Here is a 25,148-nt window from a genome sequence, read left to right as displayed (position 1 = left end):
CGAACGGCCGCTGTCAGAAGGCAGACAATGAAAAACAACAATCTATTCGTCCGGGCCGGACGGCTCGGGGAGGGCGCCATTCTCTCCGTCGCGACGCTCTTCATGGCGGTCGCGATGGTGGTCATGGTCTACGAGGCGGTGGGACGCTACGTCTTCGCCGTCAGCCACTGGTGGGCCGAGGAACTCGTGCGCTTCTGCGTGGTGTGGAGCGTCCTGATCGCCATCGGCGTCGCCAACCGGCACGGCCACTTCATCCGCATGGACCTCGTCGTCAACCTGCTCGGCCCCACCGGGCGCAAGCTCTGCGGCTGGGTCGCGGTCATCACCGGCCTCGTCTTCTGCGCGGTGCTGTTCTACGCCTCCATCATCTCCGTGCAGCACCTCCACCGCATCGGCATGCGCACCGACTCCAACCTCGACCTGCCGCTGTGGGTCGTGCGCCTGTCGCTCCCCATCGGCGCCGCGCTCTACGGCCTTTATTACATCTGGGCCGCCGTCGAAGTCGCCCGCGGGCGCGATCCCTTCGCCGCCAGCGCCGAGGACGAGGCCGTCACCGCCGCCGAGGTGACGGCATGATCGTCGCCATCGCCATCGCCGCGCTCCTCGTCCTCCTGGCGCTCGGCGTCCACGTCTCCATCGCGCTGGGGGCCGTCGCGGTCGCCCTATCGCTGTTCTCCTTCAACATCCCGCCCGTGCTCCTCGCTCAGACCGCGTGGAGCTCCATCGACAGCTACGCCCTCGTCGCCATCCCGTTCTTCATCTTCGCCGGCAACGTCATGTCGCGCGGCAACATCGCGCTGCAGCTTCTGGAGCTGATCGGCACCGTCGTGCGCTGGTTCCGCGGCGGCGTGGCGCTCGCGCTCGCCACCGCCTCGGTGTTCTTCGCCGCGGTCAACGGGTCCAGCGTGGCCTGCGCCGTCGCCCTCGGCCCGGCGGCGGTGAAGCTGATGCCCAACGAGGGCTACGAGCCGCGCTTCGCCTCCGCCCTCGTCGCCGTCTGCGGCACCTTGGGGCTGATGATCCCGCCCTCGCTCACCTTCATCCTCATCGGCGCCACCACGGGCCTGCCGATCACCGACCTCTTCATCGCGGGCCTTCTTCCCGGCCTGATGGAAGCGGCGATGCTCGCCATCACCACGGTGTGGATCAGCCGGTCGCGCGGCTACGGCATCCTCGCCGAGAAGGCCGACTGGAAGGGCTTCGGCCAGCGCCTTCCGGGGGCCACCGGCGCGCTCCTGATGCCGATCCTCATCATCGGCTCCATCTATGCCGGCGCCTTCACGCCGACCGAGGTGTCAGCGCTCGCCGCAGGCTACGCCATCGTCCTCGTCCTCTTCGTCTACCGCACGACGACGCTCGGCACCGTGTGGGGCGTCGCCAAGGAATCGGTGATGCAGACGGTGATGATCTACGCCGTCATCATCGGGGCGGGGCTTCTGACGGCGCTGCTCACCCGGCTCGGCCTCGCCAACGAGCTGTCGGCGATGATCCGCCAGGCGAACGTGTCGCCGTGGATGTTCCTGCTCGCGGTCAACCTCATGCTGCTCGTCGTCGGCATGTTCCTCGACGGTGTGTCGATGATCGTGCTCCTGGCGCCGATCCTCTTCCCCGTCGCCAGCGCCGTGGGCGTCGACCTCATCCACTTCGCGGTGATCATGACCGCGCTGATCGAGATCGCGACGCTCACCCCGCCGATCGGCCTCAACCTCTTCGTGATGAGCCGCATCACCAAGCTGCCTGTGCAGGACGTGATTCGCGGGGTGCTGCCCTTCTACTTCACGCGCATCGTCGGGCTGATCATCATCAACCTCGTCCCCGCTCTGTCGCTCGTCCTGGTGCGATAGGCGGGGGAGGCGCCCCGGCTGCGGCCGGGGCGTCATTCCTCGGGGCCGGCCTCAACCCTTGCGGACGGGACCCTTATATTCGGTGCCGAAGAGCTTGTCCCACAGCGGCAGGACGGTGGCGAAGTTGGCGTTGTCGTCGCGGTAATGGTGCAGCATGTGGTGCCGCTTCCAGTAGCCGAGGACCGGCCCGTTCATCGGCAGGTGATGCACCGCGAAGTGGATGAGATCGTTGGCCACATAACACCCGGCGCTGCCCGCCAGGAAGGCGAACGACACGTCGTAGGAGACGGGCAGGAACAGCGCGATCACCGCCGACACCATCGTCACCACGAAGGCCGGCCGCTGCTGGTTCACCGCACCCTTGGGGTGGGCGGGGATCTTGTGATGGTCGAGGTGCATGCGGCTGAGGTCGAACGTCATCCGCCTGACCCACATGTCGTAGGGGCCGTTGTGGAAGTGGAAGCGGTGCAGCGCATATTCGAGGAACGAATAATAGAGCGCGCCGATGGCGAACCACATCAACGGCGTCGTCACCGACGTGGCGCTGATCGCCGCCAGCAGAACGAAGCTCGACAATGTGGGGGTCCACACCTTGATGATCTTGCGGATGAGCCGGTTCTCCAGCGCATCGCGCAGGGTCATCGTCCGCGGGCTTTCGGCGAGCGCCATACCATTCAACCTTACAGGACAGATCTGGTGAACGCGGAAGAGAATAAAGTCCGCCGCAGGAGCTGTCCACCTGAGCCGGCCGCATGGCGCATCATCGGTGCGGGTGTCCTCTCCGTCTGAAAGTCGAACACTTCCAGTCCGAGTGTCCCTTGCCAGACGCCACCGAGACGCCTAGCGGAGAGGCGACGTTTGATCCTCGCCGGCGGCGCCGGCCACCAACAACAGCGGAGAACGCTACGATGACCACGCGCACCCTCATCAAGGACCGCCTGCCGTCCCGGTACGTGACTGAGGGTCCGGCCCGTGCCCCGCACCGCTCCTACCTTTATGCGATGGGTCTCACCAAAGAGCAGATCCACCAGCCGCTCGTGGGCGTTGCGACCTGCTGGAACGAGGCCGCCCCCTGCAACATCTCGCTGATGCGCCAGGCGCAGGCGGTGAAGAAGGGCGTCGCCGCCGCCAACGGCACCCCGCGCGAGTTCTGCACCATCACCGTGACCGACGGCATCGCCATGGGTCACGAGGGCATGAAGTCCTCGCTGGCGTCGCGCGAGGTCATCGCCGATTCGGTCGAGCTGACCATGCGCGGCCACTGCTACGACGCGCTGGTCGGTATGGCCGGGTGCGACAAGTCGCTGCCGGGCATGATGATGTCCATGGTGCGCCTCAACGTTCCGTCCATCTTCATCTATGGCGGCTCCATCCTGCCGGGCTCCTTCCGCGGTCAGCCGGTCACCGTGCAGGATCTGTTCGAGGCGGTCGGCAAGCACTCCGTCGGCGCGATGAACGACGAGGACCTCGACGAGCTGGAGCAGGTGGCGTGCCCCTCGGCCGGCGCGTGCGGCGCCCAGTTCACCGCCAACACCATGGCGATGGCGTCCGAGGCGATGGGGCTGGCGCTGCCTTACTCCGCCGGTGCCCCCGCGCCTTATGAGATCCGCGACCGCTTCAACACCGCAGCCGGCGAGCAGGTGATGGAGCTGATCGCCAAGAACATCCGCCCGCGCGACATCGTCACCCGCAAGGCGCTGGAGAACGCGGCCGCCTGCGTCGCGGCCACCGGCGGCTCCACCAACGCCGCGCTGCACCTTCCCGCGATCGCCCACGAATGCGGCATCGAGTTCGACCTTCACGACGTCGCCGAGGTGTTCAAGCGCACCCCTTATATCGGCGACCTGAAGCCGGGCGGGCGCTACGTGGCGAAGGACCTGTTCGAGGCCGGCGGCATCCCGCTGGTGCTGAAGACGCTGCACGAACACGGTTTCGTCCACGGCGACTGCCTGACCGTGACCGGCCGCACCATGGCCGAGAACCTCGAAAAGGTGCGCTGGAACGACCAGCAGGACGTCATCCGCCCGGCCAACAAGCCGATGTCGCCGACCGGCGGCGTGGTGGGCCTGAAGGGCAACCTCGCCCCCGAAGGCGCGATCGTGAAGGTCGCCGGCATGCAGGCCGATCACCTCGTCTTCACCGGCCCCGCCCGTTGCTTCGACACCGAGGAGCAGTGCTTCGAGGCGGTCTCCAAGCGCACCTACAAGGAAGGCGAGGTGCTGGTGATCCGCTACGAGGGTCCGAAGGGCGGCCCCGGCATGCGTGAGATGCTGGCGACCACCGCCGCGCTCTACGGCCAGGGCATGGGCGACAAGGTGGCGCTGATCACCGACGGGCGCTTCTCCGGCGCCACGCGCGGCTTCTGCGTCGGCCATGTCGGTCCCGAGGCTGCGGTCGGCGGGCCGATCGGCCTCCTGAACGATGGCGACATGATCACCATCGACGCGATCAACGGCACCATCTCGGTCGACCTCAGCGACGAGGAGCTTGCCAAGCGCAAGGCCGCCTGGCAGCCGCGCGAGACGAACTTCAAGTCCGGCGCGATCTGGAAATATGCCCAGACCGTCGGCTCGGCCGAGAAGGGCGCCGTCACCCACCCCGGCGGCGCGGCCGAAGTCCGCGCCTACGCCGACGTCTGATCGCCCGGCGCTCCGGCACCGTCCGGCGGACGGTGCCGCTCGCCGCCGCATTCGGCCTCGGTGCAGCGGGCAACCCGCGCGCGGCGGGCAGTCCACCGCCCTCGGCTAGCGTGGTGGCACCGGCCGCACGGCGGTCAGGCTCTGCACCTGCGTGGCGGGGAGAGCAACCGCGGGCGGTCTTCGCGGGGGTTGGTTCCAGCCGCGCGTTTCGCGGCGCCGCAGGTGCCGGTAGCGGCGCATTGCCATGGCGGGCGGGTCCGGCGTGGCCGCGTCCTCTCGTCGCGGCCGCGCGCCGCACCTGGGCGCAGGGCTGGGCGATCAGCCGGCGCGCAATCTCTCGGCTCCGGGGCGGCGCCCATCGCTCTCTTGCGGCGGCGGCGCAGCGCTATAGGATCTTATGATCCGACAAAGGAGCCACCTATGCGACCGATCATTGTTGCCGCGGCGTTTGGACTTTTCTCTTTGCCGGCCGCCGCCCAATCCGCCGAGCCGGTCCCCGTCCCGGCCGACGTTTCGCCCGGTATCGTCACCCAGGACGCCGCGGTCGACGCCGCAGCACCGGGGTCGTCGACCGCAACGCCCACCCCGCGGGCCCGCATGTCGTCGGGCAAAGGCTCGGGGTGCAGCTACTCCACCGCATCCCCGGTCTCCTGACCGCGGCGGGTCCGTCGACCCGCGCACCCACGCATAAGGACACAGTGTGCCGAAGGCTCTGATTTTCGACGTATTCGGCACGCTGGTCGACTGGCGCGGCTCCATCGCCCGCGGCCTGACGCCCTGGATCGACGGCGAGGCCGAGCGCCTCGCCTTCGCCGACGCCTGGCGCGCCCGCTACCAACCCGCCATGGAGGCCGTGCGCAGCGGCGCGCGTCCTTTCGTCCCGCTGGACACGCTCCACCGGGAGAACCTCGACGGCGTGATCGAAGACCGCGCCGCGCCGATCCCCGAGGCCGACCGCGACCAGGTCAACCTGCTGTGGCACACGCTGGACGGTTGGGCGGACACCGCGCCCGGCCTCGCGCGGCTCGGCGCCGACTTCATCCTTGCGCCGCACTCCAACGGCAACATCCGCCTGATGCTGGACATGGCCCGTCACAACGGCTGGCGCTGGGACGCGATCCTGGGCGCGGAAACCACCGGCCATTACAAGCCGCAGCCGGAAAGCTACCTCGGCGCCGCCCGGCTCCTGATGCTGCCGCCGGGCGAGGTGATGATGGTGGCCGCCCACAACGGCGACCTGGCCGCCGCCAAGGCGTGCGGCCTTTCCACCGCCTTCATTCCGCGCCCGACCGAGCACGGTCCGGGCCAGACCATCGACCTTACCCCCGAGGGCGATTGGGACGTGGTGGCCGCCGACCTCGGCGACCTCGCCGCGAAGCTCAGCGCATGACCGGCCCGGTCGAGGCTGCGGCGGGAGAGGCGGCGGCTGGTGATGCGGTGGCGGGAGAGGCGATGGGCAAGGCCAAACCGGCCATCACCATCACCTATTGCACACAGTGCAACTGGCTCCTGCGCTCGGCGTGGATGGGGCAGGAGCTCCTTTCCACCTTCGGCACGGACCTCGCGTCCGTCACCCTGGTGCCCGGCACCGGAGGCGTCTTCGAGATCACGCTGGACGGCAGCGTGATCTGGGAGCGCAAGCGCGACGGCGGCTTCCCCGACGTGAAGGCGCTGAAGAGCCGGGTGCGTGACGCGGCCTTCGCCGAGCGCGACCTCGGCCACATCGACCGCTGACACCGCGCCCGCGGCTCAGCTTTCGAGGACGACGTCGAACCCGCCGAAGATCATCCGCTTGCCGTCGAACGGCATCGGGTTGGTGTCCGGCGCCATGCGCGGGTCCTGCATCACGCCCTGGTGGCCCTTGTCGCGCGTTTCCTTGTCGGGCCAGACGATCCACGAGAAGATCACCGTCTCGTCGTCGGCCTTCTTCACGGCCATGGGGAAGGAGGTCGTGACGCCGTCCGGAACGTCGTCGCCCCAGCACTCGATCACATGCAGCGCGCCGTGGTCCTTGAAGCAGGCGGCGGCCGCCCGCGCATGGGTGAGAAAGGCGTCCTTGTTCGCGGTCGGCACCGCGGCGACGCATCCGTCGATATAGGTCATGGACGGGTCCTCAGGCTGTCACGGGTGCAGGTTCGGCCGCGGGCGCGTAGGAGTGCATCGCCGCGGGGTCCATCCACGCCACTTCCCAGATGTGCCCGTCCGGGTCCTCGAACGAGCGGCCATACATGAAACCGTGCTCCTGGACGGGGCCGGGGTCGGCGACGCCGCCCGCAGCGACCGCGCTCGCCACTGCCGCATCCACCGCCGCGCGGCTTGCGCACGACAGGCACAGCAGCGTCTGCGCCGTGTCCCGGCCTGCGATGGCGCGCGTCGTGAATTCGGAAAATTTCTTGTGGGTCAGCAGCATCACGTGGATGGCGTCGCTGAAGCTGACACCGCTCGCGGTCGCGCCATCGGTAAACTGGTTCCGCGTGGCGCCGACGGCTTCGTAGAACGCGACGGACCGCTCGAGGTCCGTCACGGGCAGGTTGACGAAAATCATGGGGGTCGTGGTCGTTGTTGTCATGGTCCCACCTCCCGCTGGGTTTGGAGACGATCACACGATGAGTTATCTTTCGCAACCATGAAGTCAGAAAAAGTAACCTACGATGCGGAAGCGATCGGCTGGAGCTATGGCGATGCCTGCGGCGCCGCCCATGCGCTCGACCTCGTGGGGGAGCGCTGGGCGCTGCTCGTGATGCGTGAACTGATGTTCGGGCCGAAACGTTTCAGCGATCTGCGGACGAACCTTCCCGGCCTCAGCGCCAACGTGTTGACCCAGCGGCTGACCAAGCTGGAGAAGCTCGGCATCGTCGAGCGGGTGACCTTGCCGCCGCCGGCGGGCCGGGCCTACCGGCTCACCGCATGGGGGCTCGAGGCGCGGCCCATCTTCATGGTGTTGGGGCGCTGGGCCGCACGCTCGCCGCTGCACGACAAGACGCTGCCTCTCAGTGCGGCGTCGATCATGCTGTCGTTCGAGACGATGCTGGTGCCGGAACGTGCGGCGTGGCTCGACCTTTCGATCGGCATCACCGTGGGGGCCGAGGATTTCCGCCTCAGGGTGGCGGACCGGGCGCTCACCATCGTGCGCGGTGGCGAGGGTCCCGTGGCGGCGACGCTCTCGGTCGGCGCGGCGCCGGTGCTGGCGGGCTGGGTCTATGGCGGGGTGCCGCTCGAGGGATTGGAGGCGGACGGGGCGGCGCAGGTCAGCGGCGATCGTGGCGCCCTCGCCACGTTCCGCGGCCTCTTCGCGCTTCCTCCTTTATTGGGGCTGGAGAGTTGAGCCGATGGGGGTTGCGAGACGCGCGAATCGTGACAACATCGGGTCGTGTTCAACACAGCGAAAGGAGGTGATCCAATGTCGAGTGGGATTCTGAAGCGGGCGGCGACGCTTGGGTCGAATCGGGAGACGACGGAGCAGCCTTCTTCGTCTCGGTGATTCGGTCGGGCTTAGCCGGGCGTATCGCCCGCTGAAGCTCACGGGGGGTCGCTTCGGCGGCCCCTTTTTCCATTACGGGACCGCTTCGGCGGACCCTTTTTCCATTGCGGGACCGCTTCGGCGGTCCCGTTTTTCAAGTGCGGCCCGGTTTCATGTGCAGCCCTGTTTCATCGACGGGCCGTGCTCCCGCGCCTCGTTCGGCGTGATGCCTCAAACGTCCAGCGTCAACACCACCGGCACGTGGTCGGACGGTTTGGCCCACCCGCGCACATGCTTCTCCACCACCACGCCGGACAGCCGGTCGGCCGCGACGGGGGACAGCATCACGTGGTCGATGCGGATGCCGTTGTTCTTCTGCCAAGCGCCGGCCTGATAGTCCCAGAAGGTGTAGATCCCGTCGCTGCGGTCCACCGCGCGCTGGGCGTCCGCATAGCCGAGGTTCACCAGCGCGCGGTGGCGGGCGCGGCTCTCCGGCTGGAACAGCGCGTCCTCGGTCCAGCGGTCCGGATGGCGCGCGTCGGCGGGGAGGGGGATCACGTTGTAGTCGCCCGCCAGGACGATCGGCTCGTCGGTGGCGAGCAGCGCTTCGGCGCGGGTCAGCATCCGGTCCATCCAGCCGAGCTTGTAGCCGAACTTGCCGGACGGCTCGGGGCTGCGCTCCACCGGGTTGCCGTTCGGCAGATAAAGGCTCACCACCCGGACCGCGCCGGTGTCGGTGGAGATCGTCGCCTCGATCCAGCGGGCGTGCTCGTCCGCCTCGTCGCCCGGCAGACGCACCGCGACGTCCTCCAGCGGGCGCTTGGAAAGCAGCGCCACGCCGTTGAAGCCCTTCTGGCCGTGTGTCGCGACGTTGTAGCCGAGCCGCTCCACCGCCTCGGCGGGGAAGGTCTCGTCCTGGCTCTTGATCTCCTGCAGGCAGACGACGTCGGGCGCCGATTCCTCCAGCCAGCGTGTGAGCACGTCGATGCGTGCCTTCACGCCGTTGATGTTCCAGGTCGCGACGGTGAGCATGGAGGGCCTTAGAAGAGCGAGAAGGAGGTTCCGCAGCCGCAGGACGCCTGGGCGTTGGGGTTCTTGATCTGGAAGGACTGGCCCATCAGATCGTCGATGAAGTCGAGCTCGGCGCCGGCCAGGAAGGGCAGGGATACCGGGTCCACCACCACCGTCGCGGCGTCGCCCTCGATGATGAGATCCTCCGACTCCGGCCCCTCGACCAGGTCGTAGCGATACTGAAAGCCCGAGCAGCCGCCCCCTTCGACGGAGACGCGCAGGGCATTGGCGGGCTCGCCCGCCAGGATTTTCGCCACCCGCGTCAAGGCGCGCGGGGTGACGGAAAAGGAAGCGTCGGTCATTGCGCATCCTCCAATGCGTGTGAGGGCTGAACATAGTGCGTTGCGACGCCGAGCGAAACGGGCAGCGCGCGACGGTCCAGATAAAATGTGGCACAGCACATAAACCGCGGGCGGCGCAACCCTGTGCGCGGGCAGCATCGCGGGCCGTCCTGTGTTAAGCCGCCGGATAGTCGATTCGTGGCAAGGTTGCGCCGCGATTCGGTGCCAATCCTCAGGAGGTCCCATGCAGAACGTGCGACCGTCGCCGCGCCTGCTGGCGCCTTATGCCACCCATCCGGGCGCCAGCCGCGGGCGGCGCATCGCCGAGCCGTCGTCCGCCACCCGGACCGCGTTTCAGCGCGACCGGGACAGGATCGTCCATTCCTCCGCCTTCCGCCGGCTGACGCACAAGACGCAGGTCTTCATCTCCACCGACGGGGACCATTTCCGCACCCGGCTGACCCATTCGCTGGAGGTGGCGCAGATCGCGTCGTCGATCGCCCGTGTGCTGTCTCTGGACGAGGATCTGACCGAGGCGCTGGCCCTCAGCCACGACTTCGGCCACACCCCCTTCGGCCACGAGGGCGAGGACGTTCTGCACCGCCTGATGGTGGACCATGGCGGGTTCGACCACAACGTCCAAGCCTACCGCATCGTCACCCGGCTGGAGCGGCGCTACGCCCATTATGACGGGCTGAACCTCACCTTCGAGACGCTGGAAGGCCTCATCAAGCACAACGGGCCGCCGGCGCCGGGGGACCAGATCTTCCTGACCGATCCGCCGCCGGACGATCTCGATCTCACCCGCCAGGCGGGGCTGGAGGCGCAGACCGCCGCGATCTCCGACGACATCGCCTACAACGCCCACGACATCGATGACGGGTTGCGCTCCGGCCTCCTCGGCTTCGACGTGCTGCGCGAGGTGCCGCTGATCGACGCCATTCTGTCCGAGGTGGACGCCGAGGCCCCCGGCATCGAGCCGCTGCGCCGAACCCACGAGCTGGTGCGCCGTCTTCTGACGCGGATGATCGAGGACGTGATCGGCGAGACGGTGCGGCGCATCGCCCGCGCCGGGATCGCGAGCGCGGCGGACGTCTCCGCCCAGCCGGGGCCTCTCGTCGCCTTTTCGCAGGACATGGCGGCGTCGGAGAAAGCCTTGAAGCGCATCCTGTTCGCCAACCTCTACCGGCATCCGGGTGTGCTGGAGGTGCGCGAGAAGGCGGCGCGCGTGGTGGAGGAGCTCTTCACCGTCTACGCCAACGACCCGTCCTTGCTGCCCGAATCCTGGCGCCATGCGCAGGACGGCGAGGCCCGGCGGCTGCGGCGCACCTGCGATTATATCGCCGGCATGACGGACCGTTTCGCGCTGGTCGAGCACCGCCGCCTCGTCGGCGCAACGCCCGACCTTTCCACGCCGAGGGTGTGACAAGCTGCAATCGAGCTTCGGCCGATAAACCTCCGGACGGGTGCGTGCCACACTCGCGCACAGCACAGCCACCCGCGCACAGACGGAGGGAAAACCGATGTTTCGAGCTTTGTTCAGAGCGCTGGCCGCCGAGAAGGCGGAGAAGACCCCGCGCCGCGGCGGCCTCAACGATCTCGTGGGGCTGGAGATGGACAGCGAGGAGATCCCGCTGGCCGCCATTCACGCCCAATTCGACGAGATGGGCCAGCACCGCAAGGTCGACAATTCGCAGACCCGCGCCATGGTGAAGGTCACCCGCACCAGCCATAGCTGAACCGGCTGGCGACCGGGGCGGGCGGCGGGCGGCGGCTTTTGCGTCCGCGGGCCGACATTCCGTGTCGAGAGGGCAGGGCGCACTCGCAACGCAGGACCGAACGCGTTAAGAGGCGCCGCAAAGCAACTCACGTCGGACTGTCATGCATCTCCTGGAAGAGCTCAAAGCGCGCGTCATCGCCATCGTCGAGGCGGAAGGGCTGCGAGATGGGCTCGAACGAATCGCCATCGAGACGCCGCGCGACCCCGCGCACGGCGACCTGTCCACCAACGCGGCCATGGTGCTGGCGAAGGCGGCCAAGCGCAATCCGCGCCAGCTCGGTGAACTGATCGCCGAGAAGCTGAAGGCCGACCCGCTGGTGGCCGAAACCTCGGTGGCGGGGCCGGGCTTCGTCAACCTGCGCGTCTCCGACCAGGCCGCCGCCGCGGTGATCCATTCCGCGCTCGACGGGCCGCGTTTCACCGCGCTCGCCGCGACACCCGCGCCGCAGCGGGTCAACGTGGAATATGTCTCGGCGAACCCGACCGGGCCGCTGCACGTCGGCCATGCGCGCGGCGCCGTCGTGGGCGATGCGCTGGCCGCCATCCTGGCCCTGCGCGGCCATGAGGTGACGCGCGAATATTACATCAACGACGCGGGCGCCCAGGTCGACGTCCTCGCCCGCTCCGCCTACCTGCGCTACCGCGAGGCGCTGGGCGAGACGGTGGAGATCCCGGCCGGCCTCTATCCGGGCGACTATCTCGTCCCGGTGGGCGAGGCGCTGGCCGCCGCCCACGGCACCGCGCTGATGGACAAGGACGAGGCCGAATGGCTGCCGATCGTGCGCGACGCGGCGATCGCGGCGATGATGGACGCCGTGCGCGGCGACCTCGACGTTCTCAACATCAAGCACGACGTCTTCTTCTCCGAGCGCAGCCTGCAGACGCCTGACGACATCGTCGCCGCGACGGTGGGGCGGCTGGAGCGTGACGGGCTGATCTACGAGGGCGTTCTGCCGCGTCCCAAGGGCGCCGCCGAGGACTGGGAGGACCGCGAGCAGACGCTGTTCCGCTCCACCCGCTACGGCGACGACGTGGACCGCGCGCTGAAGAAGTCGGACGGCTCCTACACCTATTTTGCGTCCGACATCGCCTATCACGCCAACAAGATCGACCGCGGGTTCGATCGTCTCGTCGACGTTCTGGGCGCCGACCATGGCGGCTATGTGCGGCGCATGACGGCGGCCGTCGCCGCGCTCAGCCACGAGAAGGTGACGCTCGACTGCCTGCTGTGCCAGCTCGTCAAACTCTACCGGGGCGGCGAGCCGGTGAAGATGTCGAAGCGGTCCGGTGATTTCGTGACGTTGCGCGACGTTGTCGAGGAAGTTGGGACGGATGCGGTGCGGTTCATGATGTTATACCGCAAATCCGATGCGCCGCTCGATTTTGATTTTGTCAAAGTCACCGAACAGAGCCGGGATAATCCTGTCTTCTACGTTCAATATGCCCATGCCCGGTGTGCGTCGGCGAAGCGTCAAGCCCGTGAGGCGTTTGACGAATCGGTCGATCAGGACCTCGCGTCCGTCGACGTTTCAGGCTTGAACGATTCGGGTGAGCGTGCGATTGCGATACTATTGGCGCAATGGCCGCAGCTATTGGCGACCGCGGCGGACGCTGCGGAGCCGCATCGCGTGGCCTTTTACCTCAACGACCTCGCGTCGGCCTTGCATGCACAGTGGAACAGGGGCAAGGATAGTCCGACGCTACGGTTCGTTAATACGGAGTCGAGAGACTTGACGAGGGCACGGCTCGCCCTTGTTGAAGCGGTGCGCTCTGTCATTGTCGAGGGCCTGTCCGCACTTGGTGTGAGCGCGCCGGACGAAATGCGGTAACCACTGGGCCGAAGCGGGATGTTCTGCTGGCGCAGGTGGTGATGATGAGTTGAGTGGCGGCGAGCAATGAACGGTCCGACGCGAACTTCGGCCTTCGATCGACCCGGTTCCGTCGGAGCCGGACGCCACAAGTCCGCGGACATTTACGACGAGCTGGACCAGTTCGTCGACGCCGAGCCCCCCGTCTGGGGCCCGGCTCATCAGGCGCCCGTGTCCGCCCGCTCCGCCGGATCGCCCGCCGAACAGGGCGATGGCGACAGCGATCCCGCGGCGGACCCTTATTCCGATCGTGACCCCTCTTTAGAGCGCGACCCCTACGCCGAACGCGACCCCGCGACCGGCCAGCGCCGGGACGACCGCCGCTTCGACCAGGCCCCCGCCGGTGCACGGGACGGTGCGTCTTTCGGCTTCGCTCGCCCCGCGGCCCGCGGCAGGGACGACGAGGCGGGCAACGGCCGGCATGACGATCCCTACGCCCGGCCGCAGAGCGATCCCGAACCCGGCTTCAGCCGCGAGGGGGGAGACCGCCGCGCCCGCTTCAGCCAACGCCTGAACGAAGAGCTGGAGCGCCCGCGGCCGCGCCAAGAGCGTTCCGATCCGACCCTCGCCGGAACCGACGAACAGCGCCAAGCGCGTTCACCCGAGCCGCGTTCGCCCGAGGCGCGTTCACCCGAGCAGCGCCCGTCCGACGAGCTGCGCGCCCGCGAGGCCGCACGCATCCGCCGCGAGCTGGACGCAGGCTCCGCCCTGGACGCCCCCGGCGCGGTCCCGCCGCGCGGCCTCATGCGCTCGCCCGCAGGCGCTGCCCAACCCGGTACGCCCGTTCGAGCCGCCTCCGCATCCCACAATGCGGCGGCCCCTCACGCGGCCGGCCAGACCACGCCCGTCCAGAATGCGCTGGGCGAGGGCGCGTCGGCGCAGGACCCGCGCGACTGGCGCCGCAGCCGCAATGGGGCCGAGGCGAGCGCCCCGCCGCCCGCCGCCGAGCCGGACGAGCCGCCCGCGGACGCGCTCGATTGGGAGCTCGGTCACGCCATCAGCGAGATCATCAACGGCCGCGCCTACGGCAATCAGGCCACCCAACCGTCGACCGCACGTCTGGCCGCCGAGGCCGCGTCCGAGGCCGTCTCGCGCAGCCTCGCGTTGCCGGGTGACGAAGGCGGCCCCGCCATCGCCTCGCCCGTCCCCGACGCGCCGCCGCACCGGCCCTCCATACTCGACCGCCCCGAACCGCCCATCGACGCCGAGGATTTCCACGTGTTCGACGACGAGGACGAGGCCGTGCCTTCACCGACGATCGCGGGCTCCGAGCCCGACGCCTCGGACGCGGTCGACGCACCGGCGCCCGCAGCCGGGCTGCCGCGCAGCCGCGCCACGCCCGTCGCCGCCGACATTCCGCTTGCCGCCGCCCGCGCCGCGACCCAGCGCGACGGCGGCAGCTATCGCGAAACCGCGCCCGTGCCCCCGGCGGCGCGCGGCCCCGTGAACCCGAAGATCGACCTCTCCGCGAAGCGCACCAAGCCGATCCCGTCCTTCCGGTTCGACCGGCGGGAGGACGAGGCCGACCCGTTCCCCGCCGCGCCGCCGGACCTCGACGATCCGCTCGCCCCCGTCTTCCTGACCGACGCGCGCGGCGCCCTCAAAGACCAGCGGTCCAACGCCTATACCCAGTACGGCGAGGAAGACGCCTTCGAGGAATTCGGCGGCGAGGCCCTCGAGTTCGAGGACGCCGACGACCGCTTCGACGACGACCTGCCGCCGTCCCTCGCGCGGGCGTCCCAGCGCGTGCGCGGCCATCGCCGCGGCGGCGCCAAGCGGGGCATCGCGGTCGCCGTGGGCAGCCTCGCGGCGGTGATCGTCGCGGGGATCGGCGGCTTCAGCCTCATCGGCGGCGACAGTGCGCCGAGCGGAGAGCCGCCCGTCATCGTCGCCGACGCGCGCGACGTGAAGACCCGCCCCGCCGAGGAAGAGTCCACCGCCCGTCCCGACATCTCCGAGCGCATCGCCCTCGGCGACGAGGACCGCCTCGTGGTGCCCGACCCGGTGCGCATCGGCCCGCAGGAGGCCCCCCCGTCCCCGGTTCCGGAGACCGAGACGCGCTCCGTCCGCACCGTCACCGTGTTGCCCGACGGGTCGATCCTGCGCCCGGGCGAGGGGGGCGGCCGCACGCGATCGACCTCCACCGGCGGACAGGACGGCACCCTTCCTCAAGGCGAGGCACAAGGCGCGGCATCAGGCTCGGCGCGCTCCGCCCGGTCCGACCCCAGCTTCGACGTCGCCGCCAACACCGCCGTGCGCACCATCGAATCGGACGCGCGCGACGAGACGCTCGACGGCCCCGGCACGAACAGCTTCGGTTCCTCCTCACCCGGCCTCGCGGCTGACGACGCAGCGGACTTCCCCACCGCGGACGAGGAAGGCGACGCCTTCGCCCCCGCCGGCGACGGGACGGACGTCGACGGGTTCGACACCGGATCTCAGGGCGCCGATGCCGCCGGTGCCGCCGCCAACGTGCCGACCCCGCGGCCGGCCCCCGCCCGCCCGGCGCCCGGCCGCACGGTGCAGACCGCCCGCGCGACACCCGCGGCGACCAGCCCCGTCCAAACGCAGGCCCAGCCGGCGGCTGCGTCCTTCCCGTGGGCGGTGCAGCTCGCCTCGCGGCGCGAACGGGCGTCCGCGGAAGCCTCCTTCCGCACCCTGCAGCAGCGCTTCCCCTCCATCCTCGGCTCCGCCACGCCGATGATCGCCGCCGCCAACGTGGGCGACCAAGGCGTGTTCTACCGCGTCCGCGTCGGCACGAACTCCTTCGGCGAGGCCAACTCGCTGTGCGAAAGGCTGAAGAATGCCGGGGCCGACTGCTTCGTGGGACGCAACTGATCCGATGACGGCCCCCCTGATCGTCGGCCTGTCCGGCACCGCCCTCACCGCGGACGAGGCCGCCTTCCTCGCCGCAACCCGCCCGCTCGGCCTGATCCTCTTCAAGCGCAACATCGGCACCGCGGACGAGATCACCCGCCTCGTCGCCGCCGCGCAGGAGGCGTCCGGCGCGCGCCTCGTCCTCATCGACCAGGAAGGCGGACGCGTTCAGCGCATCGGTCCGCCTCTCGCCCCGCGCTATCCGCCGGCTGCGGCCATCGGCGCGCTTCATGCCGCCGACCCTGCGCAGGCCGCCCGTGCCGCCTGGCTCGCCGGCCACCTCATCGCCGCCGACCTCGCCCCCTTCGGCATCAACACGCCGTGCCTGCCCGTGGCGGACGTTCCCGTGCCCGGCGCCCACGACGTCATCGGCGACCGCGCTTATGGTGAGACGCCGGACATCGTCGCCGCCCTCGCCGGCGCCGCCGCGGACGGCGTCATGGCCGCCGGGGCGCTGCCGGTCGTCAAACACATCCCCGGCCACGGACGGGCGTGGGTGGACAGCCACGTCTCACTCCCCGTGGTGGAGGCGGACCGCGCGGCACTGGAACGGGACTTCGCCCCCTTCCGCGCCCTCGCCGCGACCCCGCTCGGCATGACCGCCCACGTGGTCTACACCGCCATCGACCCCGCCCGCCCGGCGACCCTCTCGCCCGCCGCCATCGACCTCATCCGCACCGACATCGGCTTCGAAGGCCTCTTGATGGGCGACGACCTCTCCATGGGCGCGATCTCCGGCGACATCGGCGCCAACGCCGCCGCCTCGCTCGCCGCCGGGTGCGACTGCGTGCTCCACTGCAACGGCGACCTTGGCGAGATGGATGCGATCGCCTCCGCGATCGGCCCGATGACGGACGCCGCCGCCCGGCGCCTCGCCGCTGCCCACGCCCGCCTCGGCCCCGCGCCGGCCGACGTCACCGCACTGCGGGACGAGTTCGCGGACCTCGTGGGAGCGGCGGTGTGAGCGGCGATCCCTTCGAGGATCCGGCCCCGCTCCACCAGAAGCCGGTTCAACTCGACCTCTTCCACGTCGACCTCGACGGCTACGAAGGGCCGCTCGACATGCTGCTGGACCTTGCCCGGCGCAATCAGATCGACCTGACGCGCATCGCCATCCTGCCGCTGGCCGAGCAATATCTCGCCTTCATCCAGCGCGCCAAGGACATGCGGATCGAGCTCGCCGCCGACTATCTCGTCATGGCGGCGTGGCTCACCTATCTCAAAAGCCGCCTCATCGCGCCGGACCCGGACGACGACGAGGCGGACGGGGAGGAGCTCGCCGAAGACCTCGCTTTGCGCCTGCGCCGCCTGGAGGCGATGCGCGAGGCGGCCGACGCGCTCTTCGCCCGCCCGCGCCTCGGCCGCGACATCTTCGCGCGCGGCATGCCGGAAGCCACCGTCGTCACCACCGAACGTGTCTTCAAAGGCTCGCTCTACGACCTCCTCTCCGCCTACGGTGCGGTGCGGCAGGACGAGATCGTGCGCACCATGACGATGGAGAAGCGCCCCGTCTTCTCGCTGGTCGACGCGCGCCGCATCATGGAGCGCATGGTGGGGCACAACGCCGAATGGCTGCCGCTGACCGCCCTCGTCGCGGCGATGCCGGGGCATGAGAGCCGCCGCGCCCTCATCGCCTCCACCTTCGGGGCGGCGCTGGAGATGGCGCGCGAAGGGCGCATCTCGGTGCGTCAGACGAAACCCTTTGCGCCGCTTTATGTGAGGGGGAACCCCGATGGCTGAGCCGGTCCACCTCTTCGCCGGGTCGGGCGATGCGGCCACCTTGCGCGCGCTGGAGGCGATCCTCTTCGCCGCCTCCGCGCCCGTGTCCGAGGCGGCGCTGCTCGAGCGTCTGCCGACCGTTGCGGACATGCGCGTGCCGCTGCGCCAGCTTCAGACCATCTACGCCAACCGCGGCGTCAACCTCGTCGAGGTGGCGGACGGCTGGGCCTTCCGCACCGCGCCGGACCTTGCCCACCTGCTCTCGGCCGAGCGCACGGCCGAGCGCCGCCTGTCACGCGCGGCGATGGAGACGCTCGCCATCATCGCCTACCACCAGCCGGTGACGCGGGCCGAGATCGAGGAGGTGCGCGGCGTCGCCGTCGCCAAGGGCACGCTCGACATCCTCTTGGAATCGGGGTGGGTGAAGATGCGCGGGCGCCGCCGTGTTCCCGGCCGCCCGGTCACCTTCGGCACCACGCCGGGCTTTCTGGAGTCCTTCTCGCTCGCCGCCATCGGCGATCTGCCGGGGCTCGACGATCTCGCCGGGGCCGGGCTCCTGGAAGGAACGCCGCCCGCCGGCTTCACCGTGCCGTCGCCACGCGACGACGCCCGGCTTGACGCCGACGAGGATCCGCTCGACGAGGACGATCTCGGCATGTCGACCGAGGACGCGCTGGGGAGCTTGCAGGACGACAGCCCGCAGACCCTGCGCGCGGATGAGGCGTCGCAGGATGAGGCGAAGCGTGACCACGAGGCTTGAAGGACCGTCTGCGGCACAGCAGCGCGCACCGCGCGGCGCGGCGAAGCAGACCGACGGGAACCGGGCCGACAGCGCCGGTGTCGAGGGTCCGGCCCCGCTCGACCTCTCAGGCATCACCTTTCGCATCGGCGGCCGCACCATCCTGGACGACGTGTCGCTTCAGGTGCGCCCGCGCGAGATCCTGTGCCTGCTCGGCCAGTCGGGCTGCGGCAAGACCACGCTGCTGCGCGTTGCCGCGGGGATCGAGCGGCAGGAGGCCGGGCGCGTCGTCGTCGGCGGCCGCGTGGTGGCGGGTGAGGGCACCTATCTGCCGCCCGAGGCGCGCCGCATCGGCTTCGTCTTTCAGGACCTCGCCCTCTTCCCGCATATGCGCATTGCCGAGAACGTCGCCTATGGCCTGTCAGGCGTCGGCCGCGGCGAGGGGCTGAAGCGCGCCGCCGCCGCCCTGCACCAGGTGGGGCTGGAGGGCTACGACCGGGCCTATCCGCACCAGTTGTCCGGCGGCCAGCAGCAGCGTGTGGCGCTCGCCCGCGCGCTCCTTCCCGCCCCCCGCGTCGTCCTGTTCGACGAGCCGTTCTCCGGCCTCGACCGCTCCTTGCGCGACACCGTGCGCGAGGACGTGCTGACCGTCCTGCGTCAGCGCGACGCGACGGCGGTGATCGTCACCCACGACCCCGAAGAGGCGCTGGCGATGGCCGATCGCATCGCCCTCATGCGCGCCGGACGCATCGTCCAGACCGCCACGCCGGAGGAGATCTGGCGCCGCCCTGTAGACCTTGCGGCGGCGCGCGTCTTCTCCACCGTTAACGCCTTTCACGGGCGGGTCCGCGGCGGCATGGTGGAGACCCGTCTCGGCCCGGTTCCGGCGGGCGCGCGGGGCGACGGCGCAAAGGTCACCGTCGCCTTCCGTCCCGAGGCGCTGCGTCTGGTACCGGAGGCGACGCCCGGCGCGGTGGAATTGACGGTGGAGCGGCGGCGCTTCTGCGGCACCCATGCCGAGCTTTTCGCCCGCATCGGCGAAACGCGACTTACCTTGCGGGCCGACGCCATGTCCGCGCCCTCCGGCGGTCCGGTGTGGATGACACCCGATGTCGCCCAGGCCATTGTCCTGGACGGTGAACAATGAATGGTGGCAACCATCTCGGCGCCGCGCTATAGGTGCAGTTCGGCGAGGTCGCCGGTGCGCGGATCGCCTGTTCCGTTCGGAAAAGGCGTCAGGGTGGGGCGGTGTCCTGCCACGCTGCGTCCCGGACCGGCAAGCCCCATATCTGGTCGACGGTCCGTCCGACCGCGAAGCGCGGCGCGGCGAACACAAGGGAAGTGAGCCATGGGTATCAGTGTTTGGCAGGTTCTCATCATCGGTGTGGTGCTCGTGCTCCTGTTCGGGCGCGGCAAGATCTCCGAGCTGATGGGCGATGTCGCCAAAGGCATCAAGAGCTTCAAGAAGGGGATGGCCGAGGACGACGACGATCCCCGCACCATCGATCACAGCCCGTCTCAGACGGTGTCGAAAGAGCAAGAGCGTCACAACGCCTAAGCATCGGCCTGTCCCGTGTTTGATGTATCCTGGACCGAAATTCTCGTTGTCGCCGTGATCGCGATCATCGTGGTGGGTCCGAAGGAGCTGCCGGGCATGTTGCGCGCCTTCGGCAAGACCTTCGGCCAGGTCCGCCGCACGGCGCGCGAATTCCAGTCGACGTTCAACGACGCGCTGCGCGAGGCCGAGCGGCAGGCCAACCTCGACGATGTGCGCAAGGACATCGACAGCGTGCGGGGGATGGACCCCACCAAAGCGCTGCGCAAAGGCCTCGACGACACCAAGAAGTCGCTCTCCGGCAAGATCGACCCCGGCTCGCCGAGCGCGAACACGGCCGCCAAACCGGCCGTCGCGCCCGCCAAGGCGGCCGAGGCGGCGGCCGAGAAAGCGCTCGACCCTGCCGAGACGCCCGCCGCAGCGGCGGAGGGCGCGCCGTCCGGCGTCGTACCGCTGAAGAACGCCGACACAGCCCCACACAGCGCGGCCGACACCCCGGCCGGCGCCAATGAGGCCCCGCGCGCCGTCGCAGGGGGAGACCGTTGACCCACGATGATATCGAGGCGTCCAAAGCGCCTCTGATCGAACACCTGATCGAGCTGCGCTCGCGGCTCATCAAGTCCATCATTGCGATCGCCATTGCCTTCGTCGTCTGCTTCTACTTCGCCAACGACATCTTCAACATCCTCGTCTGGCCGTTCGAGCGGGCGGCCGGGGCCGAGCGGCCCATCCGGCTGATCTACACGGCGCCGCAGGAATATTTCTTCACCCAGCTCCAATTGGCGCTGTTCGGGGCGCTCTTCCTCGCCTTCCCGGTCGTCGCCTCGCAGATCTACATGTTCGTGGCGCCGGGCCTCTACCACAACGAGCGCGGTGCCTTCCGCCCCTTCCTCATCGCCACGCCGCTCCTCTTCGCGGCCGGCGCGGCGCTGGTCTATTTCGTCATCATGCCGCTGGCGATGGGCTTCTTCCTGTCGATGGAGCAGCCCGGCCACGGGACCGGCACCGCGTCGATCGAGATGCTGCCGCAGACCTCGCGCTATCTCGGCCTCATCATGCTGCTGATCTTCGCGTTCGGCATCGTGTTCCAGACGCCGGTGATCCTCACGCTGCTGGGCCGGGCAGGGCTCGTCAGCGCGGCGGACCTGCGCAAGAAGCGCAAATACGCCATCGTGGTGGTGTTCATCCTCGCCGCGGTGCTGACGCCGCCGGACCCGATCAGCCAGATCGGCCTCGCGGTTCCGGGCCTGCTCCTCTACGAGATCTCGATCCTGTGCGTGCGCCGCATCGAAGTCCGGCGCGAACGCGAAGCGGCCGAAGCCGAGAAAGCCACCTGACGCCACCGGTGGGGCCTTAAGTCGCGGCTGCGGCGGTCAGTTTCGCCGCGGCCGCGCTTCGGACCCGCGCACGGCAAATCCGCGCCGCGGGGCAGGGTGGCGGCGGCATCGAGCATCATCCGCCGCCCGCGCCGCCGCCGGTCGTCCGCTCACAGCGCCTGCGCCGCCTTCAGCACCGCCTCCGCGTGGCCCGGCACCTTCACCTTGCGCCACACCTTGGCGACCGTGCCGTCCTTGTCGATCAGGAAGGTCGAGCGGTCCACGCCCATATATTTCCGGCCATACATCGACTTCTCGACCCACACGCCATAGGCCTCGCACGCGGTCTTCTCCGTGTCGGCCGCGAGCGGGAAGCCGAGCTCGAACTTGGCCTTGAACTTGTCGTGGCTGGCGACCGGGTCCGGTGAGATGCCGATCAGCGCGACGCCTGCGGCATCGAACTCACCGGACAACTCGTTAAACGCGATCGCTTCCTTGGTGCATCCCGATGTATTGTCCTTGGGATAGAAGTAGACGACCACGGGGCGGCCACGATAGGCGCTCAGTGTGATTTCGGTTCCGTTGTCGCCGGGGAGAGTGAAGTCGGGCGCGCTCGCGCCTTCGTCGATGGTGGTCATGGGCATCGGTGGTTGGGCATCCGTTCGCGGCGTCCATTCGCCTGGGGTTCAGTTTCCGTCATAGTGTTCCAGTCGAGTAAAGGTAGATGCGGCTGCCCGACATGCCCGATCAACCACAGGCGATCCTTCCGCCCGGCGGCCTCGGTGCTGAAGGGCGTCGCCGCACGTCTCCCGCCCGCCTCGCCGCCGTCGCCGCGCTGGTCGTCCTCGTCGCCGCCGTCGTGCGGCTCAGCGTCGCCCCTCTCGGCCTGCCGCTGACCGGCATCGTCGAGCGGGCCGCCGCCGCGCGGGGCGTCGATCTCACACTGGAGCGCATCGCACTGCGGCTCGGTGCGGGGCGGCTGTTCGTCACGCTGGAGGGCGTCGGCGTCAGCACCGCGAAGGCGGCCGCCACGGTGAAACGCATCACCCTCACCCAAAGCCTTTCAGGCCGCGCGGTGACGATGAAGGGCGCCGACCTGAAGGTCGACCCGTCCGGCGAGGGCGGACACGTGAAGGTGCCGGAGCCGGGCGCGGCCGTCGCGCTGTTGGGCGACGTGCTGCACGGCCTCAAATCCGCGCTGTCGGGGGCGGGGTTGGAGCGCGTCGACCTCACCGACGGGCGCATCGATCTCGTCGTGCCGGGCCGGCCGATCAACGAAGCGCGCGTGTTTCAGGACGTCGAAGCGCATGTGGAGGCGGCCGACGCGCTTGGCGTGCGGGTGGCCGGCATCGGCGCCGGGGGCCCGTTCAGCCTGCGGCTCGACTATCGCGACACCGCCACCGGGCGCGACCTCGACATCGCCGTCGACGGGCTGGTGCCGCGCGACCTCGCCCCGGTGAAGCCGGTGCAGGACGGTTTCGTCCTCGCCCTCAACCTGTCCGCAGCATTGCCCGCCGAGGGGCCGGCCGAGGCGCGCGCCACCATCGGCATCTCCGGCGGGACCGTCGTCATGGGCGACGATCCGCCGCGCGAGTTCGGCGGCGGGCGCATCGACCTCGCCCTGACGCCGGACGGGCACAGCATCACCGTGCTGCCCTCGCGCTTCTCGGCGGGGCTCTCCACCGTCACCATCGCGGGGGACGTGACCGCCGGTGCGGGGCCGGACGACCCGTGGACCTTCGACCTTTCGACCCCATACACGCAGCTTCATTCGGCTGACATCGACAAGTCCCCCGTCGAGCTGTCGTCGGCCCAGATGCACGGCGAGATCGACTTCGCGCGCGGGATGATCCGCGTCGATCAGTTCGCCGGGCAGGCCGAAAGGGGCCGGGCCGACGCCGTCTTCACGCTCGACATTCACGACGGCGGGCCGTGGCTCTCGCTGGCGGCGCACATCGGCCCGACCTCCGTCGACACGCTGCTGGGCGCCTGGCCGGTGGTGGCCGCCTACAAGCCGCGCAAGGCGATCGCCGAGGTCGTGAAGGGCGGCACAGTCCGCCGCGGGGACGTGACGCTCGCCTTCACCCCGCTGGAGATGGACCCGGACCCGACCACCCACTCGGACATGCCGGGGACGATCGGCATCGACCTCGAATTCGTCGACGTGACGTTCACCGCGCCGGGCATTCCGATCGCCATCACCCGCGGCCACGGTGCGCTGAGGATGCAGGACCGCATCCTCTCCGTGCGGCTCGACGGCGGTGTGGTCGACATGGGCGCGGCGGGTCTCCTCCGGGTCAGCGAGGGCGCTTTCACCATTCCGGACGTGTCCGGCCAGCCGGCGGAGGCCAGCATCACCGCCACGGTTCAGGGACCGCTTTCGGCCATCGTCGCCATCGCCACTCTGATGGACCTGCCCCAGCTCAAGGCGACGCCGCTGGAGCCGGACCAGGTGGCGGGCACCTTCGAGGCGAAGATCGCCATGCGCACGCCGCTCGCGCCCGGCACGACCATGGAAGAGCGGCAATGGTCGATCGACGCGCAACTGAAAGGCGCCGGAACCTCGATTCCCGTCAGCGGGCAGACCTTCAGCGATGCGGACGTGGAGGTTCTGCTCAACTCCCGCCGCCTCGCCGCGCGCGGCAAGGCCACCGTCGACGGCATCCGCATCGACGTGAACTATTCGGAGATGTTCCTCGGCGGCAAATCCGGCGCCGCCCGTTTCGTTCTGACCGACCGCGACCGGCGCGAGCGCGGCTTCGACACAGGGACAGCGCTCACCGGACCCGTGGTCGTCACCGTCGAGGCCGATCCGGACGACGTGCGCACCTTCGCCGTCGATCTCTCCCAGGCCGCGATCGACCTGCCCGGCCTCGCCAAGGCCAAAGGCGTGGCGATGAAGGCGACGGGGCAGTTCTCCGGTGCGGGGGCCAACCTCTCCGTGGACGGCCTGAGGGTGGACGGTGGCGGCATATCGGCCACCGGCAACCTCGCCTTGGAGGGTGGCGCGCTGGCGCGGGCCAACCTGCACGACGTCGCCCTCAGCCGCGGCGACAGTGCGCGGGTGGACGTCACACGCCAGGGGGTCGGCTACCAGGTGGACGTCGAGGCGACGACATTCGATTTGCGCAAGCTGATCACGTCGATGATGCGCGGCCCGGCGAAGCCCGGCGACAAGGCGGGCGAGAAGAAGGCGGGGCCGCCGGTGGCCGCCCGCGCCGTCGCCGAGCGCCTGCGCCTGTCGGACGAAACCTACGCCACGGACGTGTCGCTGGAGGCGCGCCATTCCGGCCGCGCCCTGTCGCGCCTCTCCGTATCGGGCCGGCTCGACGGGGTGAACGCCGGCTCCTTCGCCGCCCGTCTGGCGCCGCAGGAGAGCGGCGGGCGCACCCTCCACGTGGACGTCACCGAGCTCGGCCGGGTGCTCGCCGCGTTCGACGTCTACAAGCGCATGCGCGGCGGGCGCACGCGCATCACCGCCCAGATCGCGCCGGACGGGGCGATGGACGGGCGCATGATCGTCGAGGACTTCGCGCTCACCGACGAGACCACCCTCGAGGCGATCATCGAGCGCACGCGCAGCAACCCGCGCGACAGGGCGGGGCCGCGCCTCGCCCGGCAGATCCAGACCGGCACCGGGCTGACATTCGACACGCTGGTGGTGGACTTCGACAAGCGCGGCGACCGGATCCGCATCCGCGAGGCGGTGCTGCGCGGCCAGGTGATCGGCGGCACGGCGGACGGGGTGATCGACCTCGCCGACAAGACGATGACGCTGAACGGGACCTTCATCCCGGCCTACGGCGTCAACAACATGTTCGGGCGGGTGCCGGTGCTGGGGCAGATCCTGGGCGGGGGCGACGACGGCGGGCTGATCGGGGTGACCTTCCGCCTGTCCGGCCCTCTCGCCTCGCCGCAGTTCGCGATGAACCCGCTATCGGCGGTCGCACCCGGCATCTTCCGCAAGATCTTCGAGTATCGCTGAGCCCGGCGCGTCCG

25 protein-coding genes are annotated in these 25,148 nt (G+C 69.6%); 19 read left to right on the top strand and 6 right to left on the bottom strand.

Annotated features, from left to right (window positions below; all coding sequences use genetic code 11):
- Nucleotides 1-27: 27 nt before the first annotated feature.
- Together BIX52_RS11860 and BIX52_RS11855 are read left to right on the top strand one after the other, a co-directional pair.
- Nucleotides 28-576, top strand: a complete 549-nt coding sequence (locus BIX52_RS11860) for a TRAP transporter small permease (protein ID WP_075221304.1) — start codon at nt 28-30, stop codon at nt 574-576.
- Nucleotides 573-1,844 (top strand): TRAP transporter large permease, encoded by a 1,272-nt coding sequence (locus BIX52_RS11855; protein ID WP_075221303.1) that lies wholly within the window; start codon nt 573-575, stop codon nt 1,842-1,844. Before BIX52_RS11860 ends, BIX52_RS11855 begins: the two co-directional genes overlap by 4 nt.
- A gap of 51 nt (nt 1,845-1,895) precedes the next feature.
- On the opposite strand, the gene BIX52_RS11850 is transcribed toward BIX52_RS11855, so the two are convergent.
- Nucleotides 1,896-2,513: a sterol desaturase family protein gene (locus BIX52_RS11850; protein WP_075221302.1), complete on the bottom strand. Its 618-nt coding sequence runs from the start codon at nt 2,511-2,513 to the stop codon at nt 1,896-1,898.
- A 239-nt stretch (nt 2,514-2,752) separates the two neighbouring features.
- On the opposite strand from BIX52_RS11850, the gene ilvD reads away from it, so the two are divergent.
- The 4 genes from ilvD to BIX52_RS11830 all read left to right on the top strand — a co-directional run bounded on the left by ilvD (nt 2,753) and on the right by BIX52_RS11830 (nt 6,217).
- Nucleotides 2,753-4,483 (top strand): dihydroxy-acid dehydratase, encoded by a 1,731-nt coding sequence (ilvD, locus tag BIX52_RS11845; RefSeq protein ID WP_075221301.1) that lies wholly within the window; start codon nt 2,753-2,755, stop codon nt 4,481-4,483.
- Nucleotides 4,484-4,903: 420 nt separating this feature from the next.
- Entirely contained in the window at nt 4,904-5,137 is a 234-nt protein-coding gene (locus tag BIX52_RS11840; protein ID WP_075221300.1) for a hypothetical protein, read from the top strand.
- A gap of 46 nt (nt 5,138-5,183) precedes the next feature.
- Nucleotides 5,184-5,873 carry a haloacid dehalogenase type II gene (locus BIX52_RS11835; protein ID WP_075221299.1) on the top strand — a complete coding sequence of 230 codons (690 nt, stop codon included), beginning with the start codon at nt 5,184-5,186 and terminating at the stop codon, nt 5,871-5,873.
- Nucleotides 5,874-5,935: 62 nt separating this feature from the next.
- Nucleotides 5,936-6,217, top strand: coding sequence for an Rdx family protein (locus tag BIX52_RS11830; RefSeq protein WP_075221560.1), 282 nt, complete (start codon nt 5,936-5,938; stop codon nt 6,215-6,217).
- Nucleotides 6,218-6,232: 15 nt separating this feature from the next.
- Here BIX52_RS11830 and BIX52_RS11825 read toward each other — a convergent pair whose 3' ends face one another.
- Nucleotides 6,233-6,586 carry a DUF1428 domain-containing protein gene (locus tag BIX52_RS11825; protein WP_075221298.1) on the bottom strand — a complete coding sequence of 118 codons (354 nt, stop codon included), beginning with the start codon at nt 6,584-6,586 and terminating at the stop codon, nt 6,233-6,235.
- A 10-nt stretch (nt 6,587-6,596) separates the two neighbouring features.
- Nucleotides 6,597-7,052 carry a VOC family protein gene (locus BIX52_RS11820; protein WP_171973589.1) on the bottom strand — a complete coding sequence of 152 codons (456 nt, stop codon included), beginning with the start codon at nt 7,050-7,052 and terminating at the stop codon, nt 6,597-6,599.
- A 57-nt stretch (nt 7,053-7,109) separates the two neighbouring features.
- Here BIX52_RS11820 and BIX52_RS11815 point away from each other — a divergent pair, with 57 nt between their 5' ends.
- Entirely contained in the window at nt 7,110-7,808 is a 699-nt protein-coding gene (locus BIX52_RS11815; protein ID WP_075221296.1) for a winged helix-turn-helix transcriptional regulator, read from the top strand.
- Nucleotides 7,809-8,174: 366 nt separating this feature from the next.
- On the opposite strand, the gene xth is transcribed toward BIX52_RS11815, so the two are convergent.
- Nucleotides 8,175-8,975: an exodeoxyribonuclease III gene (xth, locus tag BIX52_RS11810; RefSeq protein ID WP_075221295.1), complete on the bottom strand. Its 801-nt coding sequence runs from the start codon at nt 8,973-8,975 to the stop codon at nt 8,175-8,177.
- Between the two features lie 8 nt (nt 8,976-8,983).
- Nucleotides 8,984-9,316, bottom strand: a complete 333-nt coding sequence (locus BIX52_RS11805) for a HesB/IscA family protein (RefSeq protein WP_075221294.1) — start codon at nt 9,314-9,316, stop codon at nt 8,984-8,986.
- A gap of 223 nt (nt 9,317-9,539) precedes the next feature.
- Here BIX52_RS11805 and BIX52_RS11800 point away from each other — a divergent pair, with 223 nt between their 5' ends.
- From BIX52_RS11800 to tatC, 11 genes are all read left to right on the top strand, one after another.
- Nucleotides 9,540-10,721, top strand: coding sequence for a deoxyguanosinetriphosphate triphosphohydrolase (locus BIX52_RS11800; RefSeq protein WP_075221293.1), 1,182 nt, complete (start codon nt 9,540-9,542; stop codon nt 10,719-10,721).
- Between the two features lie 97 nt (nt 10,722-10,818).
- Nucleotides 10,819-11,034 (top strand): hypothetical protein, encoded by a 216-nt coding sequence (locus BIX52_RS11795; protein ID WP_139312759.1) that lies wholly within the window; start codon nt 10,819-10,821, stop codon nt 11,032-11,034.
- A gap of 142 nt (nt 11,035-11,176) precedes the next feature.
- Nucleotides 11,177-12,904, top strand: coding sequence for an arginine--tRNA ligase (gene argS / locus BIX52_RS11790; protein WP_075221291.1), 1,728 nt, complete (start codon nt 11,177-11,179; stop codon nt 12,902-12,904).
- Between the two features lie 66 nt (nt 12,905-12,970).
- The gene (locus BIX52_RS11785) at nt 12,971-15,781 is read left to right on the top strand and encodes an SPOR domain-containing protein (RefSeq protein WP_075221290.1); all 2,811 of its coding nucleotides are present in this window, start codon (nt 12,971-12,973) and stop codon (nt 15,779-15,781) included.
- A 4-nt stretch (nt 15,782-15,785) separates the two neighbouring features.
- Entirely contained in the window at nt 15,786-16,784 is a 999-nt protein-coding gene (nagZ, locus tag BIX52_RS11780; RefSeq protein WP_075221289.1) for a beta-N-acetylhexosaminidase, read from the top strand.
- Complete coding sequence (locus tag BIX52_RS11775; RefSeq protein ID WP_075221288.1) at nt 16,781-17,560, top strand: segregation and condensation protein A; 780 nt, start codon at nt 16,781-16,783, stop codon at nt 17,558-17,560. The genes nagZ and BIX52_RS11775 overlap by 4 nt, the downstream gene beginning before the upstream one ends.
- Complete coding sequence (gene scpB, locus BIX52_RS11770; protein ID WP_075221287.1) at nt 17,553-18,299, top strand: SMC-Scp complex subunit ScpB; 747 nt, start codon at nt 17,553-17,555, stop codon at nt 18,297-18,299. Before BIX52_RS11775 ends, scpB begins: the two co-directional genes overlap by 8 nt.
- Nucleotides 18,283-19,425: an ABC transporter ATP-binding protein gene (locus tag BIX52_RS11765; RefSeq protein ID WP_075221286.1), complete on the top strand. Its 1,143-nt coding sequence runs from the start codon at nt 18,283-18,285 to the stop codon at nt 19,423-19,425. The genes scpB and BIX52_RS11765 overlap by 17 nt, the downstream gene beginning before the upstream one ends.
- Before the next feature lie 201 nt (nt 19,426-19,626).
- Entirely contained in the window at nt 19,627-19,836 is a 210-nt protein-coding gene (locus tag BIX52_RS11760; protein WP_075221285.1) for a twin-arginine translocase TatA/TatE family subunit, read from the top strand.
- A gap of 15 nt (nt 19,837-19,851) precedes the next feature.
- A complete protein-coding gene (gene tatB, locus BIX52_RS11755) occupies nt 19,852-20,379 on the top strand; it encodes a Sec-independent protein translocase protein TatB (protein WP_075221284.1) in 528 nt (175 codons plus the stop codon).
- Nucleotides 20,376-21,170 carry a twin-arginine translocase subunit TatC gene (gene tatC, locus BIX52_RS11750; protein ID WP_075221283.1) on the top strand — a complete coding sequence of 265 codons (795 nt, stop codon included), beginning with the start codon at nt 20,376-20,378 and terminating at the stop codon, nt 21,168-21,170. The genes tatB and tatC overlap by 4 nt, the downstream gene beginning before the upstream one ends.
- A gap of 149 nt (nt 21,171-21,319) precedes the next feature.
- On the opposite strand, the gene bcp is transcribed toward tatC, so the two are convergent.
- Nucleotides 21,320-21,787: a thioredoxin-dependent thiol peroxidase gene (bcp, locus tag BIX52_RS11745; protein WP_425426677.1), complete on the bottom strand. Its 468-nt coding sequence runs from the start codon at nt 21,785-21,787 to the stop codon at nt 21,320-21,322.
- A 101-nt stretch (nt 21,788-21,888) separates the two neighbouring features.
- On the opposite strand from bcp, the gene BIX52_RS11740 reads away from it, so the two are divergent.
- Nucleotides 21,889-25,134 (top strand): AsmA-like C-terminal domain-containing protein, encoded by a 3,246-nt coding sequence (locus BIX52_RS11740; RefSeq protein WP_139312758.1) that lies wholly within the window; start codon nt 21,889-21,891, stop codon nt 25,132-25,134.
- The last annotated feature ends 14 nt before the right edge of the window (nt 25,135-25,148 follow it).

This window comes from Acuticoccus yangtzensis (assembly GCF_001927245.1).
GTDB lineage: Bacteria > Pseudomonadota > Alphaproteobacteria > Rhizobiales > Amorphaceae > Acuticoccus > Acuticoccus yangtzensis.
The sequence above is the reverse complement of the archived record's forward strand: the minus strand, read 5'-3'. Positions and strand labels throughout refer to the sequence as shown.

Excerpts from the sequence above, each read along its gene's own strand:
- BIX52_RS11860 (WP_075221304.1), top strand. The coding sequence starts at position 28 with ATGAAAAACAACAATCTATTCGTCCGGGCCGGACGGCTCGGGGAGGGC.
- BIX52_RS11855 (WP_075221303.1), top strand. The coding sequence starts at position 573 with ATGATCGTCGCCATCGCCATCGCCGCGCTCCTCGTCCTCCTGGCGCTC.
- BIX52_RS11850 (WP_075221302.1), bottom strand. The coding sequence starts at position 2,513 with ATGGCGCTCGCCGAAAGCCCGCGGACGATGACCCTGCGCGATGCGCTG.
- ilvD (WP_075221301.1), top strand. The coding sequence starts at position 2,753 with ATGACCACGCGCACCCTCATCAAGGACCGCCTGCCGTCCCGGTACGTG.
- BIX52_RS11840 (WP_075221300.1), top strand. The coding sequence starts at position 4,904 with ATGCGACCGATCATTGTTGCCGCGGCGTTTGGACTTTTCTCTTTGCCG.
- BIX52_RS11830 (WP_075221560.1), top strand. The coding sequence starts at position 5,936 with ATGGGCAAGGCCAAACCGGCCATCACCATCACCTATTGCACACAGTGC.
- BIX52_RS11825 (WP_075221298.1), bottom strand. The coding sequence starts at position 6,586 with ATGACCTATATCGACGGATGCGTCGCCGCGGTGCCGACCGCGAACAAG.
- BIX52_RS11820 (WP_171973589.1), bottom strand. The coding sequence starts at position 7,052 with ATGACAACAACGACCACGACCCCCATGATTTTCGTCAACCTGCCCGTG.
- BIX52_RS11815 (WP_075221296.1), top strand. The coding sequence starts at position 7,110 with ATGAAGTCAGAAAAAGTAACCTACGATGCGGAAGCGATCGGCTGGAGC.
- xth (WP_075221295.1), bottom strand. The coding sequence starts at position 8,975 with ATGCTCACCGTCGCGACCTGGAACATCAACGGCGTGAAGGCACGCATC.
- BIX52_RS11805 (WP_075221294.1), bottom strand. The coding sequence starts at position 9,316 with ATGACCGACGCTTCCTTTTCCGTCACCCCGCGCGCCTTGACGCGGGTG.
- BIX52_RS11800 (WP_075221293.1), top strand. The coding sequence starts at position 9,540 with ATGCAGAACGTGCGACCGTCGCCGCGCCTGCTGGCGCCTTATGCCACC.
- BIX52_RS11795 (WP_139312759.1), top strand. The coding sequence starts at position 10,819 with ATGTTTCGAGCTTTGTTCAGAGCGCTGGCCGCCGAGAAGGCGGAGAAG.
- argS (WP_075221291.1), top strand. The coding sequence starts at position 11,177 with ATGCATCTCCTGGAAGAGCTCAAAGCGCGCGTCATCGCCATCGTCGAG.
- BIX52_RS11785 (WP_075221290.1), top strand. The coding sequence starts at position 12,971 with ATGAACGGTCCGACGCGAACTTCGGCCTTCGATCGACCCGGTTCCGTC.
- nagZ (WP_075221289.1), top strand. The coding sequence starts at position 15,786 with ATGACGGCCCCCCTGATCGTCGGCCTGTCCGGCACCGCCCTCACCGCG.
- scpB (WP_075221287.1), top strand. The coding sequence starts at position 17,553 with ATGGCTGAGCCGGTCCACCTCTTCGCCGGGTCGGGCGATGCGGCCACC.
- BIX52_RS11760 (WP_075221285.1), top strand. The coding sequence starts at position 19,627 with ATGGGTATCAGTGTTTGGCAGGTTCTCATCATCGGTGTGGTGCTCGTG.
- bcp (WP_425426677.1), bottom strand. The coding sequence starts at position 21,787 with ATGACCACCATCGACGAAGGCGCGAGCGCGCCCGACTTCACTCTCCCC.
- BIX52_RS11740 (WP_139312758.1), top strand. The coding sequence starts at position 21,889 with ATGCCCGATCAACCACAGGCGATCCTTCCGCCCGGCGGCCTCGGTGCT.